The sequence below is a fragment of the Haliscomenobacter sp. genome, from assembly GCF_040403615.1.
In the GTDB taxonomy this organism is placed as follows: domain Bacteria; phylum Bacteroidota; class Bacteroidia; order Chitinophagales; family Saprospiraceae; genus Haliscomenobacter.
Window position 1 is genome coordinate 13,563 of sequence record NZ_JBBAKG010000080.1, and the last position, 15,576, is coordinate 29,138.

Below are 15,576 nucleotides of genomic sequence, written 5' to 3' on the forward strand. Positions count from 1 at the left end.
TTTAAACTTAAAAAAATGAAACAAGATATATTTCCTGCGATCCGTTTCACACTCGTGACCCTGATCCTGGTTTCAGTGCTTTATCCTTTGCTTATTTGGGGCTTCGCGCAGGTATTTGGCCCGGCCCAAGGCAAGGCAGAATTGGTGTCCTTTGCAGGCAAACCCGTTGGTGCAGCGCTGGTTGGGCAGGTTTTTAATGAAGACCGTTATTTCAATGGCCGGCCTTCGGCAGTTGACTACAATGGTGCAGGTTCGGCAGGCAGCAACAAGGGTACTTCCAATTCTGACTACCTGGCTTTGGTGCAAGCCCGCATTGATAGTTTTGTGGTCCACAATCCCAAAGTGGCCATCAAAGACATCCCTTCCGAGTTGGTTACCGCTTCAGGAAGTGGCCTCGATCCTGATTTGTCACCTGAGGGTACAAAAATTCAAGTTTCCCGGATCAGTTCCATTCGCAACATCCCCGAATCCCGTTTACTGGAGTTAGTTGATGCACAAACCGAAGGGCCTTTGTGGGGCATTTTCGGCCCGGCCAAGGTAAATGTTCTTAATTTGAACATTGCTTTAGACAAATTCAAGTAAACCATGACTGACGAACGCGCCCAATTGGCAGATCAGTACCTCGCCCAGCTCAAAGCATCTGGGCGAGGTAAGCTTAAAGTTTACGTAGGCATGAGTGCCGGGGTTGGCAAAACCTACCGCATGTTGCAAGAAGCCAAGCAAATGCTCAATCAAGGCATTCATGTCGTCTTGGGTCTGGTGGTTACCCATGGGCGCAAAGAAACCGAAGCGTTGCTAGATGGTTTGCCGGTTATTCCACAGCGGGAAGTTTTTTACAAGGGCAAAAAAATGAGCGAATTGGACGCAAACGCCCTGCTGATACTCCATCCTGACTGGGTAGTTGTCGACGAGCTTGCTCATTCCAATATCCCGGGCAGCAAAAATTCCAAGCGCTGGCAAGATGTAATGGAACTCCTGGCGGCAGGCATCAATGTCATCACTGCTGTGAACATCCAGCACATCGAAAGCATCAACGATGAAGTGCAACGCATCACTGGCATTCAGGTACAAGAGCGCGTACCCGATGATTTTTTGCAGCAAGCAGATGAAGTGGTCAACATCGACCTCAGTGCGGAAGATTTGATTACCCGCCTGAAAGAAGGCAAAATATATGACCCTGCCAAAGTAGAAACTGCGTTGCGCAATTTTTTTCAACCAGAAAAAATCCTGCAACTTCGGGAGTTGGCGCTTAAAGAAGTAGCCACCCAGGTAGAGCGAAAAGTAGAGAAGGAAGTACCCCGTCCAGTGCAGGCCCGTCACGAAAGGTTCCTGGCCTGTATCAGTAGCAATGAGGCTACGGCCAAAAAAATCATCCGCAAAACTGCCCGATTGGCGCGTTATTACCAAAGCAAATGGTTTGTATTGTACGTGCAAACCCCCAATGAAAGCCTAGATAAAATCCCCCTGGATAAGCAACGCCACCTGATCAACAATTTTCAATTGGCCGTTGAAATGGGGGCTGAAGTATTGCAGGCCCAGGCGGGAGAACGGCTGAATAAATGGTTGGTTCCAGTAGCCATCCCGCTGAAACTCATCAATGTATCGGTACCAGACATTGGCAATGCAATCCTGGAGGTGGTCAAAGAAAAACAAATTACCACTATCTGCATCGGCAAACCCCATTTGCGCCTTTGGCAAATCATTTTGCACACGGGCATTTTCAATCAATTGCTGCGCGCCCTCAAAGAAAATGAGGTAGACGTAGTGATTCTGTCTTAACTTGTCAAAAACATTGCCATGACGCTGCAACGAAAAATCGCCCTGGGCACCGGTTTTTTATTTCTACTCCTGCTGCTGATCAGCGGAGTTAGTTCCTATTACATATCTGTACTAAAAAATGATACCCAGGAAGTACTAAAAGACAATTACGAAAGTCTTGATTATTGCCATGGCATGTTGGCGGTTTTGGACCGGGTCAATGTGCCAAAATCTGAAGCCAATAAAAAATTCAATGCGCATCTCCTAAAGCAAGAACAAAACATCACCGAACCAGGGGAAGGTGCTGCAACTGCTGCACTGCGCTTGGCATTTGATCGCCTTGGCGCAGATTCAAGCCAGGTATCGGTGGCACGCATAAACATCATCCAAATTTTACAAATCAACATGGAGGCCATCCAACGCAAAAACGAGGTGGCTATGGAGACCGCTCAAAAAGCCAAGTTGTACATCACTACCCTGTCGGCTTTTTTGTTTTTGATTGCCTTCACTTTTGTACTCAACTTCCCAGGACTCATTACTGAACCAATTAAAAAATTCAACGAAGCCATTCAGGAACTCAGCAAAAAAAACTACAGCTTCCGCATGCACGTTGACAGTTCTGATGAATTCGGCCAATTGGCAACTGCGATCAACCAAATGGCGGCCAAACTGGATGAATACGAACACAGCAACCTGGCCCAAATGATGTTTGAGAAAAAACGGGCAGAAGCAGTGATCAACAGTCTGGACGACGCGAGTATCGGGATCGACAAAAAGGGAATCGTACTTTTTGCCAATCAAAAAGCCCTAAAATTGTTGGGTTTGGAGGCCGCTCAAGCCATTGGCCAATCGACGGAAAACCTATCCAAACAGAATGATTTATTGAAATACATTTTGGAAAATCCATCCGGTACTTCTCCCTTCAAAATAGTGATGGACAATCAGGAAAATTACTTTTTGCTCGATTCCTATAAAATTCAGGTAGATGAAGAGCCAGGGACGGTATATGTACTCAAAAACATCACGTCATTTTTGGAAAAAGACGTGGCCAAAACCAATTTCCTGGCCACCATTTCGCACGAGTTGAAGACGCCGATCTCCGGAATAAAATTGGGTTTGCAACTGTTGGAAAACCCCAAAACGGGTTCGCTCAATCCAGAACAAGTCCAGTTGATCCACGACATCAAATCCGATAGCGACCGCCTATTGCGCATCACCAGCGAATTGTTGAACATGACGCAACTGGAAACCGGAAAAATTGACCTGACGCTGCAATCTGTAGACCCCACAGAGTTGGTGCGCACGGCTTTGCAAGCCTTGTATCCACAATCTCAAGAGAAAAAATTGCAAATCAGCACCCAGTTTTTGCCCAATTTGCCAAAGATCTGGTGCGATTCAGAAAAAACCATTTGGGTATTGATCAACTTGTTGTCCAACGCAATTCGGTATTCTTCCGAAGGCGATTACCTGGAGGTCAAAATTGAAGTTACACCTACCCAAAAGGTTCATTTCACCATTCAGGATCAAGGGCCGGGCATTGCCGCAGAATTTCAGGACAAAGTTTTTGAAAAATACTTCAAAGCTCCAGGCAGTAAATCAAATGGTACCGGATTGGGGCTGGCCATCAGCAAAGACTTTGTAGAGGTCATGGGCGGAAACATTGGGGTACATAGCAACTTAGGGCAAGGGGCAGCTTTCTTTTTCGAACTGCCCCAATTTCAAGAATAAAAAAGCCTCGCTCCAGTAAATGATAAGGGCGAGGCCATGTATATTGAGTTACCTAGTTTCTATTCAAAAAAGGAACAAAGTCGAACCTTTCTAATTGTTGGAAAACGGCATAATTGGAGCCACCTTACCGCTCAATGCTTCCGTTTTGGGCAAACGAATAGACACAACTCCATTCGCAGAACCAACCTGCATTTGGTCAATTTGCACCATATCCGGGAAAACCGGGATTTGGCGTACAAAAGGGAGTGATTTGAATTCCTGCCTCCAATTCCTTTGGGTAAGCACCGATTCAAAAGCAGTGGGGTTTCCTTCATATTGGAGTACCAACATATTTTCAGCCAGGTATATATTCAAATCTTCGTGCGTCAATCCGGGCACTACCAGATCAATTTGAAAGTAACGGGTGTATTCCTTGATGTTCAAAGCTGGCGTTGGACTCAGCGCCATGGGGTTCAGCTTTTGATTGGATTCCCAAGCATTCTTGGTCAATTCATCATCAAAATAGAGTTCGCCTTCCTTAAAGTGTTGCAGTATCATGGTTTTTGAGTTGGAGTTTGGAAGCGTTCATTGAATGATTACTGACTTGCAAATCTCGTTCCAAGGTGCAATCCAAGACATAACGTCAGTTCAAATCAAAATCAACTGCCACAATGGCAAAATAAGTGACAATTTTGCAATTCGAGATTTATCCCTATTTTGAGTGGAGAAACAGAAACAAACATTAAACATCAATCATGGATCGCAGATCGTTTATTCAAAAAACAGGCATGGCCGGTGCCGCTGTTTTGGCACCGCCTTATTTGATTCCTTTCCGGCCAGCCAAATACAAAACCGTACTCATCGGCAGCGGTTGGTGGGGGCTCAATATCTTGCGGGAAGCCATCCGCAGTGGTCAAATCACCGTAGCCGCCCTATGCGATGTGGACGACAATCAATTGACCAAATGCAAGCAGGAAGTAGACAAACTCTGCAACGACCAACCCAAAATCTACAAAGATTACCGGGACTGCATCAAAAGCGAGCGCCCGGATATTGTGATCAACGCCACGCCCGACCATTGGCATGCCCTCATTGCCATTGAAGCCCTGCACAGCGGCGCACACGTATTTTTGGAAAAACCCATTTCGCATACTGTCAAAGAAGGCAGCGCCATTCAAAAGGCCGCACGCGATGCCCAAAAAATTTGCATTGTGGATTTTCACCGCCGCTACTCGCCACACAATGTGAGCGGGATGGAGTTTTTGAAATCGGGCAAAGCAGGCAAAATTTACAGCGTCAAAGCTTTTGTGCATTACAATAACGGGATGGGCAAAAAAGAGGAAGAAAGCGCACCGCCTGTTGGGATGGATTGGAACATGTACTGCGGCCCGGCTCCAATGGTGAATTTCAACCCTGGAATGCATCCCCGTGGCTGGCGACAATACACCCAATTTGCCAACGGCAACATCGGCGACTGGGGCCCCCACTGGTTTGACCAGATTTTGTGGTGGACGGAGGAAACCATGCCCCGCAAGATTCACTCCACGCAAAAATCAGACATCCGCAACTCCCTGGCCAATGCCCCGGAGGAACAGCGTGCGACGTATGAATTTGAATCCTTCATCTGCACCTGGGAACATACCCTGCTCAGCAACCACCCCGAACGCCAAGGCGAAAATGTCGGGGTGTATTTTCATGGCACCGAAGGGGTGTTCCACATGGGCTGGCAACGAGGCTGGACTTTTTACCCGAACGACACTAAAAAGGAAATCCTGAAGGAAGCAGCAAAAATGAACGAACCCGATCAGCAAAACATCGAACTGGTTTGGAATGATTTCATGAATTGTATCCCTACTGGAAAACTGCCCCATGCCGATATTGAACATGGACGGCATGCCACGAACATGGCGCTACTCGGCAATTTGTCGGCAAAGCTGGGTCGTTCCATCGAATGGGATCACAAAAAGGACATGATTGTGGGGGACAAAGCGGCGAATAAGCTGCTGCGGAGGGAGTACCGGAAGCCTTGGGAGTATCCGGGTTAAGTTGATATTTGGCAGCTTCGCTGCTTGTTTTTTTCACCACCTAAGACACTTTAGACACCTAAGATTCACCTAAGTCATTATTTTACAATTTCTTAGGTAAATCTTAGGTATCTAAAGTGTCTTAGGTGGTGGGAAAACAAAAAACCGAAGGTTTTCAGTCCTGTTCCTTTTTCACATAAACCTCTCCCCTACTCAACAACCGCGCCGTCCTTAACACTCCTGCCTTTTTTACCTCAATTTTCCCCTCAACCACTTCAAAATCCAGCGTCACACTGCATTCTCCGGAAGGATGCTCAATGGAATACAAGCCATGATCAGATTGCGGCAAATGCGCGATCCCTGCTGCAATACTACCTTGCATCAGCGCGGCAGTAGCCACGGAAACCGCCGCCAAAACCCCAATGGCATCGTGTACCTCGTGGGGAATAAACATGCGGGTATTGATCAAGCCTCCCTGCTGGGGTGGAGCAATCAGACACATTTTGGGTACGGTTTGCGTACTCACGTCTCCCAGATTCATTTTTGGGCCAATTTGCAAGCGAATCTGCTCTATTTGCTTTTTCAACTCGTAATTTCCTGCCAATTCAGCCACAGATTCCGTGCCTTGCAGACCAAAATCAGCAGCGCGCAGCAGCACAACCGGCATGCCATTGTCGATGCAGGTGAGGGCAAAACCATCGATTTGGTCTATGGCATTGCCGGTGGGCAACAATGCTCCACAGGTGCTGCCAGCTACGTCCAGGTAATTGCAAATGATGGGCGCTGCTGTTCCAGGCACTCCATCAATGCTTGCATTGCCAGCGTAATTGACATTGCCACTCGGTGTTTGCACCAAAACCTCACAGATGCCGCCCGTATTGAGCATCTTAATACGCACCGTGGTGATGGGGTCAAGCGCTGAAACCAGACCTGCTTCGATTGCAAAGGGCGCAACCGCCGCCAGAATATTGCCACAGGTTTGTCCGGTGGAAACTCGTCCTTTGCCTACCACAACCTGCAAAAAAAAATAATCCACATCTGCCGCTGGATCCTCGGAAGGGCCAACCACTGCAGCTTTGCTGGTCAGGGGTTGTGCGCCACCCAATCCGTCAATCTGCCGGGGGTCGCCAGTCTCGGTGCCTTCCATGGCCAGGAGTACGGTTTTATGGAGTGCTTCCGCATTGGAGGGCAGGTCTTTGGCCAGAAAGAACAAACCTTTGGAACTGCCGCCTCGAAACTGCATGAAGGGGATTGCTTTTTGCATCTCATTCTTTTTTATCAGCCAGTTTTTGTAACTGATCCCGTGTAGCCATTGACATCAAAGGTATCATCTCTTGCTCCTCCAGCATATCTACCACTGCACTCATTTCGTCCAAGCGCCGAGTGGCATGCTTATGGGTTCCTTCAACAAAGCGGTCTATCAAGTCATCTTTCTCTCCAATAATGGAGCGAATTTGCTCGCGGATGTATGCCTCCTGGCCAAAGGCTTTGCCAGCCTCCACCGCTTCACAAATCACTCCGGCGATGCCTTTGTACACGATGGAACGCAAGAGTTTCAGTTGGGCAGCCCTGCCTATTTCAACATCCTGGAGTACTTCGATTTGTAAAGGATAGGCAACCATTTTTTCCTGAAACAAAGCTGCTCCAGGCCCAGAAGCCAGCATGGGCGTGCGGATGCCTGCGGGAGGCACTGGCGCCATGATGGCCAAATCCACAAATTGCACGCCCGAGGGGGCGAGGATTTGAGCAATTTCCATCTTTTTGCTGGGCGCAGAGGTGTTCATTTCCAAAAAAAGTTGATGAGCTTGCAACACAGGCAATACCTCTCTGGCCACTTCAGTCGAAACGGCTGAAAGATTGACACTGAAAATGATGTCTGCATTCAATACTGCTTCGGCATTGTTACTGGCCATCACAAACCCGGCGGGCAATGCCCGTTGCGGATTGGGATCCCAGCCCGTGACGTCTAAACCCAATTCCGCCAAATCTCTGGCAAAATGGCTACCTGCTTCGCCCAATCCTAAAATGGCAATTCTCATGTCAATATCCGAATTTGGTGTCCCACCCATAAATCTGAATGGACGTTTTTCCCAATCGCAATTGCTCGCGCACCGATTCTTCGCGTGCTTCGCGGGCAATGGCTTTTTCAATGGCTTCTTCGATCCGGTTTTGCGGTACCACCACTACCCCATCGCGGTCGCCCACGATGATGTCGCCGGGATGAATCAGGCATTCGCCGATGACAATGGGTTCGTTCAGGGTTCCTTCGCCAAAATTGGTGGTGCCCCTGATGCACAGCCCACGACTAAAAACTGGAAATCCCAATGCTTCAATGTCGTCGGCGTCGCGTACACAAGCGTCGATGACGAGTCCGACAATGCCCTGGGTTTTGGCCCCCAGGCTCATCAAATCGCCCCAGTAGCCCGCTTCATAAAACCCGGAGCAATGGGCTACAATGACGTCGCCAGGTTTGGCGTAGGCATAAGCGCGGTGCAGCAGGACGTTGTCGCGCGGCATGGTTTGTACGGTATAAGCTGGGCCGCAAATTTTCATTCCCTGATGAATCGGTTTGATGGCGGAAGGTAAGTTGCCCGTTTTCCCAAGCGCTTCATGCAAGGTGGCAGCCGAAAATTGACGGAGTTGATTGATGCTGTCCATAGTGGTTCTTAAAAAATACTGGAAACAATCCGCGGAACAAAACTTTGGTGTGCTTCAGCGTATTGCACCTGTTTTTGGCCAGAAATCCGACGTGCATGGTTGGCTCGGCGAGCGGCCAATTCTGCGTAATAATCCTTCAAGTAATTTTGAGCGCCCATACAGTCCATAGCGGCCATTTTTTTGTCCATTACCGAAGTGATGTCGATAAAGGTATCGGGTGCAAAACCACACAATTCTGGTTGGTGGGGTTCAAAAGCATACCAGCTGGGGGGATCGATGTTTTTGAAAGCACTCGGTACACCTGCACCGCAAGACAACAAGCGGGCGCGTTGAACAGCCTGAAAAGCCAAGGGATGATCAGGGTTGAAAGGGTCTTTTTCCGAATGGGAAAGGATCACCGTTGGTTCAAAATCACCAACCAGTGCTGTCAATTGGGCAATTCTTTCGTCAGAGAGCAACATCGGATAATCGCCCCAATCCCAAAACTGGATGGGTGTACCGATGGCATCCGCAGCGCGTTGTGCCTGATCTTTACGGATGACTTTTACACTTTCCACACTGCGCTTGGGGTCTTCTTTCCACAATTCGCCAGATTCGCCGCGCTCGCCGTAGGATAGGGCAATAACCAGGGTTTCTGCTCCTTCTTCAATGGCTTTAGCGATGGTTCCGGCAGCCCTCCAGACAAAATCGCCGGAATGGGCACCCACAACTAATAATTTCTTTTTCATAGGTGATTTTTTTACAATTCCTCAGGCATGGGCGTGCCTCGGGTATGAAAACTGGGTACCGTTGCCAACCCCCAGGCTTGTCCTTTTTTGCGTTCTTCCAAGGTCCAATAAACGGTTTCAACATCAGGGTCGAGGATCAAACGCGCAGTGGTATTGGCAATTTCAATGCGGTTTCCTCCGGGTTCGTACACGTACAAAAAGAAGGTTTGTTGGATGGCGTGCTTGTGCGGCCCGGTTTCGATAAAAATGCCATTTTCGAGGCAAATATCGGCCGCGATGAGTACTTCCTCTCGGCTGTTGACGGCGTAAGTGAGGTGATGAAAACGCCCGTTCAATCCCAAATGATCAGCAGTAACGGCCAGGTCGTAAGATTTGGAATTGACCTGAAACCACACCGCCTGGGGGTTCATGTCTTCCAGGTTGTCTACAATCGACTCGCTGAGGTTTCCTCCGATGTAATGCAATTGAAAATCGCGAAAAGCACGAATGTCCGGAGCGAGGAGGTTGAGGTGATCGATGCGGCGCACGTTGATGCCTCTGGCCGGAAATTTGCTGGCGGTATTTTTCAAGGCAGAAACCGAATCCCCAGAAGCCTTGAATTTATGGGTTTCGAAGTACAGCTCTGCCAAGTGGCCGCTGGGGTACCGAAATTGGTAACTGGGGCCGTGGCCCAAATCTCCATCGTGCCAACCTACTGCGTATTTAGTTTTACTTAGGGCTTCCTCGCGTCGCTCCAGGGCGGCGGGGCTTTGGGTGCGCCAGGCAAAATGGCCAATGCCTGCATGTTTGTTGGCGGTCAATTTGAGGCTATGGTGCTCGTAATCGTCGTAGGCCCGCAGGTAGATCGAATCACCAATGGCAGCGCTGACGTACATGCCCATAATTTCTGTAAAAAAGCGGGCACTCTCGTCCAATTTGGGGGTATACATTTCAATGTGCGCCAAATGGGCAAGGTCTCGGATGATTGCTGACATAGGAAAGGGTTGAAAAACGAACTGTTGCACATAAAGTCTGGCCATCAAAGATCATGAAGTTTTTTAGAAACCCAGGAAAACTATCTTTACAATTGCAGATAAAAAAAGAACATCAGGATGGCCAAAGAAAAGACAATCCTCCACTACGAAGGACTTTATGGCGATGCGACTGCCCGGCATTCCCCAGAGTACATTTTTTTGGAACTGATTGCTACCCGCAGTAAATTGTTCAACTGGAGCATCAACACCCATGTACACTTGAATCTTTTTCAATTGTTTGTCATCGAAAAAGGCAGTGTGATTTTTCAAACCGAAGGAGGATCAGTCACTTGTGACACCCCCTGTCTCTTCTTTATTCCCCCTGCCATTCTGCACGGCCTGAATTATTCCCCCGACGTTTATGGCCATATTCTCACGCTTTCAGAAACGATAGTCGAAGAGATTTTCCCAACATCCTCGCCCATTTGGCAGACTTTCAATCAGGCTTATCTCATTCGTACTTTTGAAGAAACCAGCGATTTTGATGGTTTTCGAACCTTGATCCAGTCCATCGAATTCGAATTGTTCAACGACAAGGCGGAGCGCATGCCGATGGTCAAAGCACTTTTTGCCCTGCTATTGGTCAAATTGCACCGCCTGGTTAAACAGGACGAAGACCAAAAAACCGACAACCTGACCATGGGTCATTTTCGCCGGTTTCAGAAAAAAATCAAATCCGCTGATTTCCCCAAAAGTATACCAGAGTTTGCCGCTGAGCTAAACATTACACCCGTGCACCTCAACCGAATTTGCCGTGCGGTAGCGGGAAAATCGGCTATCCAACTGGTGCAAGAACACCTGATCGGCGAAGGCAAAAAGTATCTGATTCATACTTCGTACTCCGTTTCAGAGATCGCTTATTTGTTAAAGTTTGAATACCCAAACTATTTTGCGCGGCTGTTTAAAAAGTACGTGGGAGTTTCTCCGGTTGAGTTTCGCGAGCAGCAGCGTTAAATCATTTCTTAAACACTTTTTCTAAAAATTTAAACACCTTATCCAGGTTTTCAGGAGTGCCAAATGCAGGCCCGCCGTGCCCTGCTCCTGCCAGCAATTCAATGCTCACTTTGTCTTTGGCCAAAACCTTCCCAAGTGCCTCCGCAAAGTTGATGGATTGCTGGGTAGGTACCAATGGATCTTCAGTGCCATGCTGGATGAAAAAATAAGGGTCATCTTGGCTGATGTAGGTGGCCGGACTAGCTTTTTTCACCAAATCTGCGGCAAGGGTAATTTGTTTGCCCAGCAACTCAGACTCAGGTGAATTGGCCTCGTCGTGATCGGTTCTCCCTTTGCCAGAGGCTTTGAACTGTGGATCCATATCCGTAAATGCAATAGGCCCAAACCAATCTACCACTGCTTGCACCCGGCTGGACTCTTTGGGATTGCCGAGTTTCAGGTCTTCCAATTCAGCCACTCCGCCTGAAGTACCTGCCATGGCGGCCAAATGGCCACCCGCCGAACCGCCCCAAGCCACGATTTTGTCGGGGTTGAGTTGGTAAGTTTTCGCTTTTGCCCTAAGGAAGCGAATGGCAGCTTTCACATCGTAAATTTGAGCCGGAAAAATCGCTTCTCCACTCAAACGGTAATTGATGCTGACTACGGCATACCCCCGTTTGAGTCCTTCCAAAACTGGCGTCACCTGTCGATCGGCTTTATCACCCATTTTGAACGCACCGCCGTGAATGTGCAGAATTACTGGGAAGGGGCCTTTGCCTACCTCTGGCAAATAAATGTCCATTTTTTGCGCAGCAGAAGCCTTTGCATAAGCCACATCGAGCCATTTGCGCTTGATGTTGTCGGTATTGGCTTTGCCCATTCCACCTCCTGGTTGGCAGTTGGCCAGTAAGGAAATCAGTAAAAAGGGGAAACAAAGTTGAAAAATCCTGAATGCTTGCATGTTAGCGATTTTGGTGCTGATGAGGAATGTATTTGTGCTGAACCCAATAGCTTGCAACGGCCATTGTGGTAATGATGACAAGTATGAGCGGAGCAAACGAACGGAGCAATTCAATGTCCTTGCCGATCAGATTGGGCTGTCCGCTGATCCGTTCGACCATCCAGGCCAATGCGGCTATGGCTACGCAGATTGTTGCGCCAACCCTGAATGGAGGGTACAACGAGGTGCGACTGAGCAAAAGCAATCCCGGAATAGTCAGGGCAATGATGAACAATTGCATCAATTCGATGCCCAAATTGAAGCCCAATAAACTGATGACCAATTGAGGAACATCCAGCTCCAATTTAATCAGGGTATCCGCAAATGCCAGGCCGTGGATCAAGCCAAAACCCGCTGCAATCCAAATTTCTTTTCCTACAAAAACCGGTCGAAAGGCATGAATGGCCGCAATCAGAATCGAAACGGCAATCAGGACTTCTATGGGTTGACTCGGTACCAGCAACCAATGCATTCCGCCGATCAACAGCGTCAAGGAATGTCCCAAGGTAAAGGCGGTGACGATCTTCAGCAGCCGAACCAAGCTGTAGCGCAATCCGCCATAATTGCCCCATTTTTTCCCGTTGCTGAGCAAGGGTGCAGGCAACAACAAAGCCAGCAAAAACAACAAATGATCAGTTCCCTCCGCGATGTGCTCCATGCCTAACTTTAGCATATTGACAAATCCTGTCCAACTACTGCCACGAGATAGATTGACTTCCAGTGGGGGAATCCGCCCAGAAGGAATATCCAATTGAATTGTGCCCAATTGATTTGCTTCGCCCTCAATTTTTCCTGCAGCCCAATCTTGATGAACCGATACCACAATCAGGTGGGTTATGACCTGATGCACCACCGCATCGTAATGCAACACAAAATGTCGCAGGTCTTCTCTCGGAGGTGGAATGAGTCTTACCAGAGCCTCCAATTCAAAATACTTGCCATTGATCGGATTCTCGGTGGTATTGATGCTCAGGTTGTTGACTACCACTTTCCAGGGCACTTTGCGCATTGAAACGGGTCGGATGTGCTGCAAAAAGTACTGCTCCAGTTTTCTTTTATGCAGTCGCAAAAAAAGATGGGGATCCAACTCCGTATTCATTCCCCATGCTGCCAGCAATTCACTCAGTGGAATTTGAATTTCTGCCTTTACCTGGGTAGACAATACGTTCAACCGAACCAAGGAGTTGGGCATGGGATGCGCCTCCATTGCTAGAGGCAGCATCCACATAGTTAAAGTCCAAATGATAAGAAAATTTCGACTGAGTAAAATAAATACCAGTCGAAATTGACCTTTAATTGCCCCCATAATCGCCGGTTCTGTCGCGCCATACCGAGTGCGGGTGATTAGCCGATCTGATCACAATACCGCCCTGGCAAGAATATTCGATCCAGATGTTGGGGCCATCGATGCGCACGTAGTCGTTTTTGGTTTCAATGGCAGTTGTACCCGAATAGGCGACGTAGGTATCATCCAGTTCAGCAGTGTATTTGGCCAGGATGGTGGCGGCGTTGGCATCGTCGATGTCGTTGACGTAGGTTTTGATGGCATTCAGCACCAGCGTCTTTTTAGCTACCGACAAGGTGCTGACCTTCAAACCCGATTTGGAGGTAGGAAACTGTCCGTCTTTGCCTGGTCCCAAGAGAATATCGCTGAAGGTGGAGCCAAGTTTGGCCGTGGCCAATTCCGTATCACTCAAACCAGTCAGCATGGCCGAAAAAGCCACGCGTTCCTGGCCAATGGGCTCATAATTGACGCTGCTTTGACTAAAAGGTGCAAAAGGCTCTACTGCCCGGAAAGAGGGGGTGGCCCCAGTCATTTTGCCACCATTGTAAGTGTTGGATACCGCGATGTGGTGGCCGCCGTACTGCAATTCCCACAATCCAGTCGTGCTGGGTGTGCCCAAAAAGGCCATGTAGTAATTTCCAGAACCGTAGGTAGATCCTCCGCCATTGGCAAGGAGGTAATCGTCGGCTGCCAAAATGGCGATGGCTTCGGCGTAGCCTTCGTTGTTGGTGGAACCCATGATTTCGGCCAGCAAAGCCTTTGCTGCGGTCAACTGGGTAGTGCTCAAGGTGCTAAAAGCCAGGCCTACCCGCTTGGTTTGCACCAGGGCTTGGGGCAGGTTCGACCAATTGACCGCATTGGTTTTGGAATAAGTCAACTGTAAGGCAGCCAGTTGGGTAGCATTCAAGGTAGCTTTGAAGGCTTCTGCCAAGCAGACAACTTTTTGCAATCCGGTAGCGGTGGAGCAATCGGCAGAGGAAGTGCTGGCTTTGCTCACTGTAAGTGCCAGCGTACAGGTTTGACCGCCAAAACTGATTGCAAAATTGGCTACGCCATCGGCATCAGGAGTTCCGCTGATGCTGTAGGTCAAGGTGCCAGTGCCATTGGCCAGCGTTCCAGCCTGAAGCGTGGCGCTCAAACCGCTTACTCCGGTGGAAGCAATAGCAGTACCCGCAGCAAAGGCATTGCCATTGCCGCCGGTATATGAGAGGCTTGCCGTGCCAGTATAAGCAGCATTCGCGGTAGCGGTAGCTGAAAATGTAGCCGTACCACAGGCCAGGGTAGCCACACTTGGTGTAACAGACACAATTGGATCATCGGTTTTTTTACAGGCATAAAAGACCAAAGCAGCAACGCTCAGCGCAGTAATGATTGTTTTTTTCATTCGGATGGAATTAGAGTGATGAATAAGGGATAAAAAGCAAACATCCGGACAAAGGAAGATCAGCTCAGATCAGTGCCTAAGTCCAGGTTGTTTTCAACATTATTGAGCGTAGAATGTATATTTTGATGGGACAAATTTCTAAAGGATTGTAAAATGGTGCAAAGGACTTTTTGTGGAGAATTGGATACAAAACGAACCCGCTTGAGTGGAAGTTTTTTTTTGAATCAATAGGAAAAAATTGATTTTTTCGTTTTTGGTGGCAGCTTCGCTGCTTTTTTTTCACCACCTTAGGCACTTCAGACACCTGAGCTTCAACTAAGTTTATAAGTCAAACGGATTCAGCACTTCTAAACCTTCGATGGAATTAAAATCTGACACATTACGGGTGATAAGGGTGAGTCCATAAACCAAGGCAGTTGCACCAATGATGGCATCGGGGAGTTTTATTTTTTGTTTTTTTCGAATGGAGATTGTTTGCCTAACGACTGCTTCTGACAAAGGCAATACAGTAAGATCAGATACAAATTCGTTGGTTATCTGTTCTTCATTTGGTGATGGAAAATTAAAGCCCAATACTTCCATTTGGGTTACAACCGAGAGTGCAACTTCGGCATTGTCAATGGCAGTGCCAACCAATTTAAATCCCTTTTCCGTAAGGGTTTGATTTAGAAAATACAGACATATATTGGTGTCTAATAAATATCTCTGTCCCACTCATCGCGCATTTTACGGATTTCAAAATCTATTTTTTCCATACTTAGTGGATTGTTTTTCCATGCCCCCCAATATTTGCTTGAAAGGGGTTCATCCTTTACTGGTGCAACAACAGCTTTATTTTCTTCATCAACCCTGATCTGGTCTACAAAATCCATCGATTTTAAAAGCTCCACCAAATACCGCATTTTTTGCTGGTTATTCACCTCAATATGAATCGTCATCGATTTTCAATTTTTGACAAAGCTAAGGAAATTTAAGGATCGAATCAAGACGAGGCTTTTTGTGATAAGCACCTCGTTAATTTTCCAACAATACATAAAAAGGGTAAAAGTACAAAGGGTTAAGACCGGGCCAGACGAAAACCGACAT

16 protein-coding genes are annotated in these 15,576 nt (G+C 47.9%); 5 read left to right on the top strand and 11 right to left on the bottom strand.

The window, feature by feature from the left end; all coding sequences use genetic code 11:
- Positions 1-15 precede the first annotated feature (15 nt).
- The 3 genes from kdpC to ABW391_RS21125 are packed head-to-tail and all read left to right on the top strand — an operon-like array spanning position 16 to position 3,486.
- On the top strand, positions 16-582 hold the full coding sequence (gene kdpC, locus ABW391_RS21115; protein ID WP_353483901.1) for a potassium-transporting ATPase subunit KdpC: 567 nt from the start codon (positions 16-18) through the stop codon (positions 580-582).
- A 3-nt stretch (positions 583-585) separates the two neighbouring features.
- Positions 586-1,779, top strand: coding sequence for a sensor protein KdpD (locus ABW391_RS21120; protein ID WP_353483902.1), 1,194 nt, complete (start codon positions 586-588; stop codon positions 1,777-1,779).
- A gap of 18 nt (positions 1,780-1,797) precedes the next feature.
- Positions 1,798-3,486, top strand: coding sequence for a sensor histidine kinase (locus ABW391_RS21125; protein WP_353483903.1), 1,689 nt, complete (start codon positions 1,798-1,800; stop codon positions 3,484-3,486).
- A 90-nt stretch (positions 3,487-3,576) separates the two neighbouring features.
- On the opposite strand, the gene ABW391_RS21130 is transcribed toward ABW391_RS21125, so the two are convergent.
- The gene (locus tag ABW391_RS21130) at positions 3,577-4,023 is read right to left on the bottom strand and encodes an Hsp20/alpha crystallin family protein (RefSeq protein ID WP_353483904.1); all 447 of its coding nucleotides are present in this window, start codon (positions 4,021-4,023) and stop codon (positions 3,577-3,579) included.
- A 197-nt stretch (positions 4,024-4,220) separates the two neighbouring features.
- On the opposite strand from ABW391_RS21130, the gene ABW391_RS21135 reads away from it, so the two are divergent.
- Positions 4,221-5,510 (top strand): Gfo/Idh/MocA family protein, encoded by a 1,290-nt coding sequence (locus tag ABW391_RS21135; protein WP_353483905.1) that lies wholly within the window; start codon positions 4,221-4,223, stop codon positions 5,508-5,510.
- A 154-nt stretch (positions 5,511-5,664) separates the two neighbouring features.
- Here the strand turns inward: ABW391_RS21135 and ABW391_RS21140 are convergent, their stop codons facing one another.
- Genes ABW391_RS21140 through ABW391_RS21160 form a run of 5 tightly spaced genes read right to left on the bottom strand, consistent with a single transcriptional unit; the run spans position 5,665 to position 9,849 of the window.
- A complete protein-coding gene (locus ABW391_RS21140; RefSeq protein WP_353483906.1) occupies positions 5,665-6,753 on the bottom strand; it encodes a 4-oxalomesaconate tautomerase in 1,089 nt (362 codons plus the stop codon).
- A gap of 1 nt (position 6,754) precedes the next feature.
- Positions 6,755-7,528, bottom strand: coding sequence for an NAD(P)-dependent oxidoreductase (locus ABW391_RS21145; RefSeq protein ID WP_353483907.1), 774 nt, complete (start codon positions 7,526-7,528; stop codon positions 6,755-6,757).
- Between the two features lies 1 nt (position 7,529).
- Entirely contained in the window at positions 7,530-8,147 is a 618-nt protein-coding gene (locus tag ABW391_RS21150) for a 4-carboxy-4-hydroxy-2-oxoadipate aldolase/oxaloacetate decarboxylase (protein ID WP_353483908.1), read from the bottom strand.
- A gap of 8 nt (positions 8,148-8,155) precedes the next feature.
- Positions 8,156-8,875: a PIG-L deacetylase family protein gene (locus ABW391_RS21155; RefSeq protein WP_353483909.1), complete on the bottom strand. Its 720-nt coding sequence runs from the start codon at positions 8,873-8,875 to the stop codon at positions 8,156-8,158.
- 11 nt (positions 8,876-8,886) lie between these two features.
- Positions 8,887-9,849: a VOC family protein gene (locus ABW391_RS21160; RefSeq protein ID WP_353483910.1), complete on the bottom strand. Its 963-nt coding sequence runs from the start codon at positions 9,847-9,849 to the stop codon at positions 8,887-8,889.
- A gap of 117 nt (positions 9,850-9,966) precedes the next feature.
- Here ABW391_RS21160 and ABW391_RS21165 point away from each other — a divergent pair, with 117 nt between their 5' ends.
- Positions 9,967-10,842 carry a helix-turn-helix domain-containing protein gene (locus tag ABW391_RS21165; protein ID WP_353483911.1) on the top strand — a complete coding sequence of 292 codons (876 nt, stop codon included), beginning with the start codon at positions 9,967-9,969 and terminating at the stop codon, positions 10,840-10,842.
- A 1-nt stretch (position 10,843) separates the two neighbouring features.
- Here ABW391_RS21165 and ABW391_RS21170 read toward each other — a convergent pair whose 3' ends face one another.
- The 5 genes from ABW391_RS21170 to ABW391_RS21190 form a co-directional block, all read right to left on the bottom strand.
- A complete protein-coding gene (locus ABW391_RS21170; RefSeq protein WP_353483912.1) occupies positions 10,844-11,782 on the bottom strand; it encodes an alpha/beta fold hydrolase in 939 nt (312 codons plus the stop codon).
- A 1-nt stretch (position 11,783) separates the two neighbouring features.
- On the bottom strand, positions 11,784-13,043 hold the full coding sequence (locus ABW391_RS21175; protein WP_353483913.1) for a HupE/UreJ family protein: 1,260 nt from the start codon (positions 13,041-13,043) through the stop codon (positions 11,784-11,786).
- A gap of 70 nt (positions 13,044-13,113) precedes the next feature.
- Entirely contained in the window at positions 13,114-14,490 is a 1,377-nt protein-coding gene (locus ABW391_RS21180) for a DUF3500 domain-containing protein (RefSeq protein ID WP_353483914.1), read from the bottom strand.
- A 321-nt stretch (positions 14,491-14,811) separates the two neighbouring features.
- Positions 14,812-15,204 carry a type II toxin-antitoxin system VapC family toxin gene (locus ABW391_RS21185; RefSeq protein WP_353483915.1) on the bottom strand — a complete coding sequence of 131 codons (393 nt, stop codon included), beginning with the start codon at positions 15,202-15,204 and terminating at the stop codon, positions 14,812-14,814.
- Entirely contained in the window at positions 15,183-15,428 is a 246-nt protein-coding gene (locus ABW391_RS21190; protein ID WP_353483916.1) for a hypothetical protein, read from the bottom strand. The genes ABW391_RS21185 and ABW391_RS21190 overlap by 22 nt, the downstream gene beginning before the upstream one ends.
- Between the last annotated feature and the right edge of the window lie 148 nt (positions 15,429-15,576).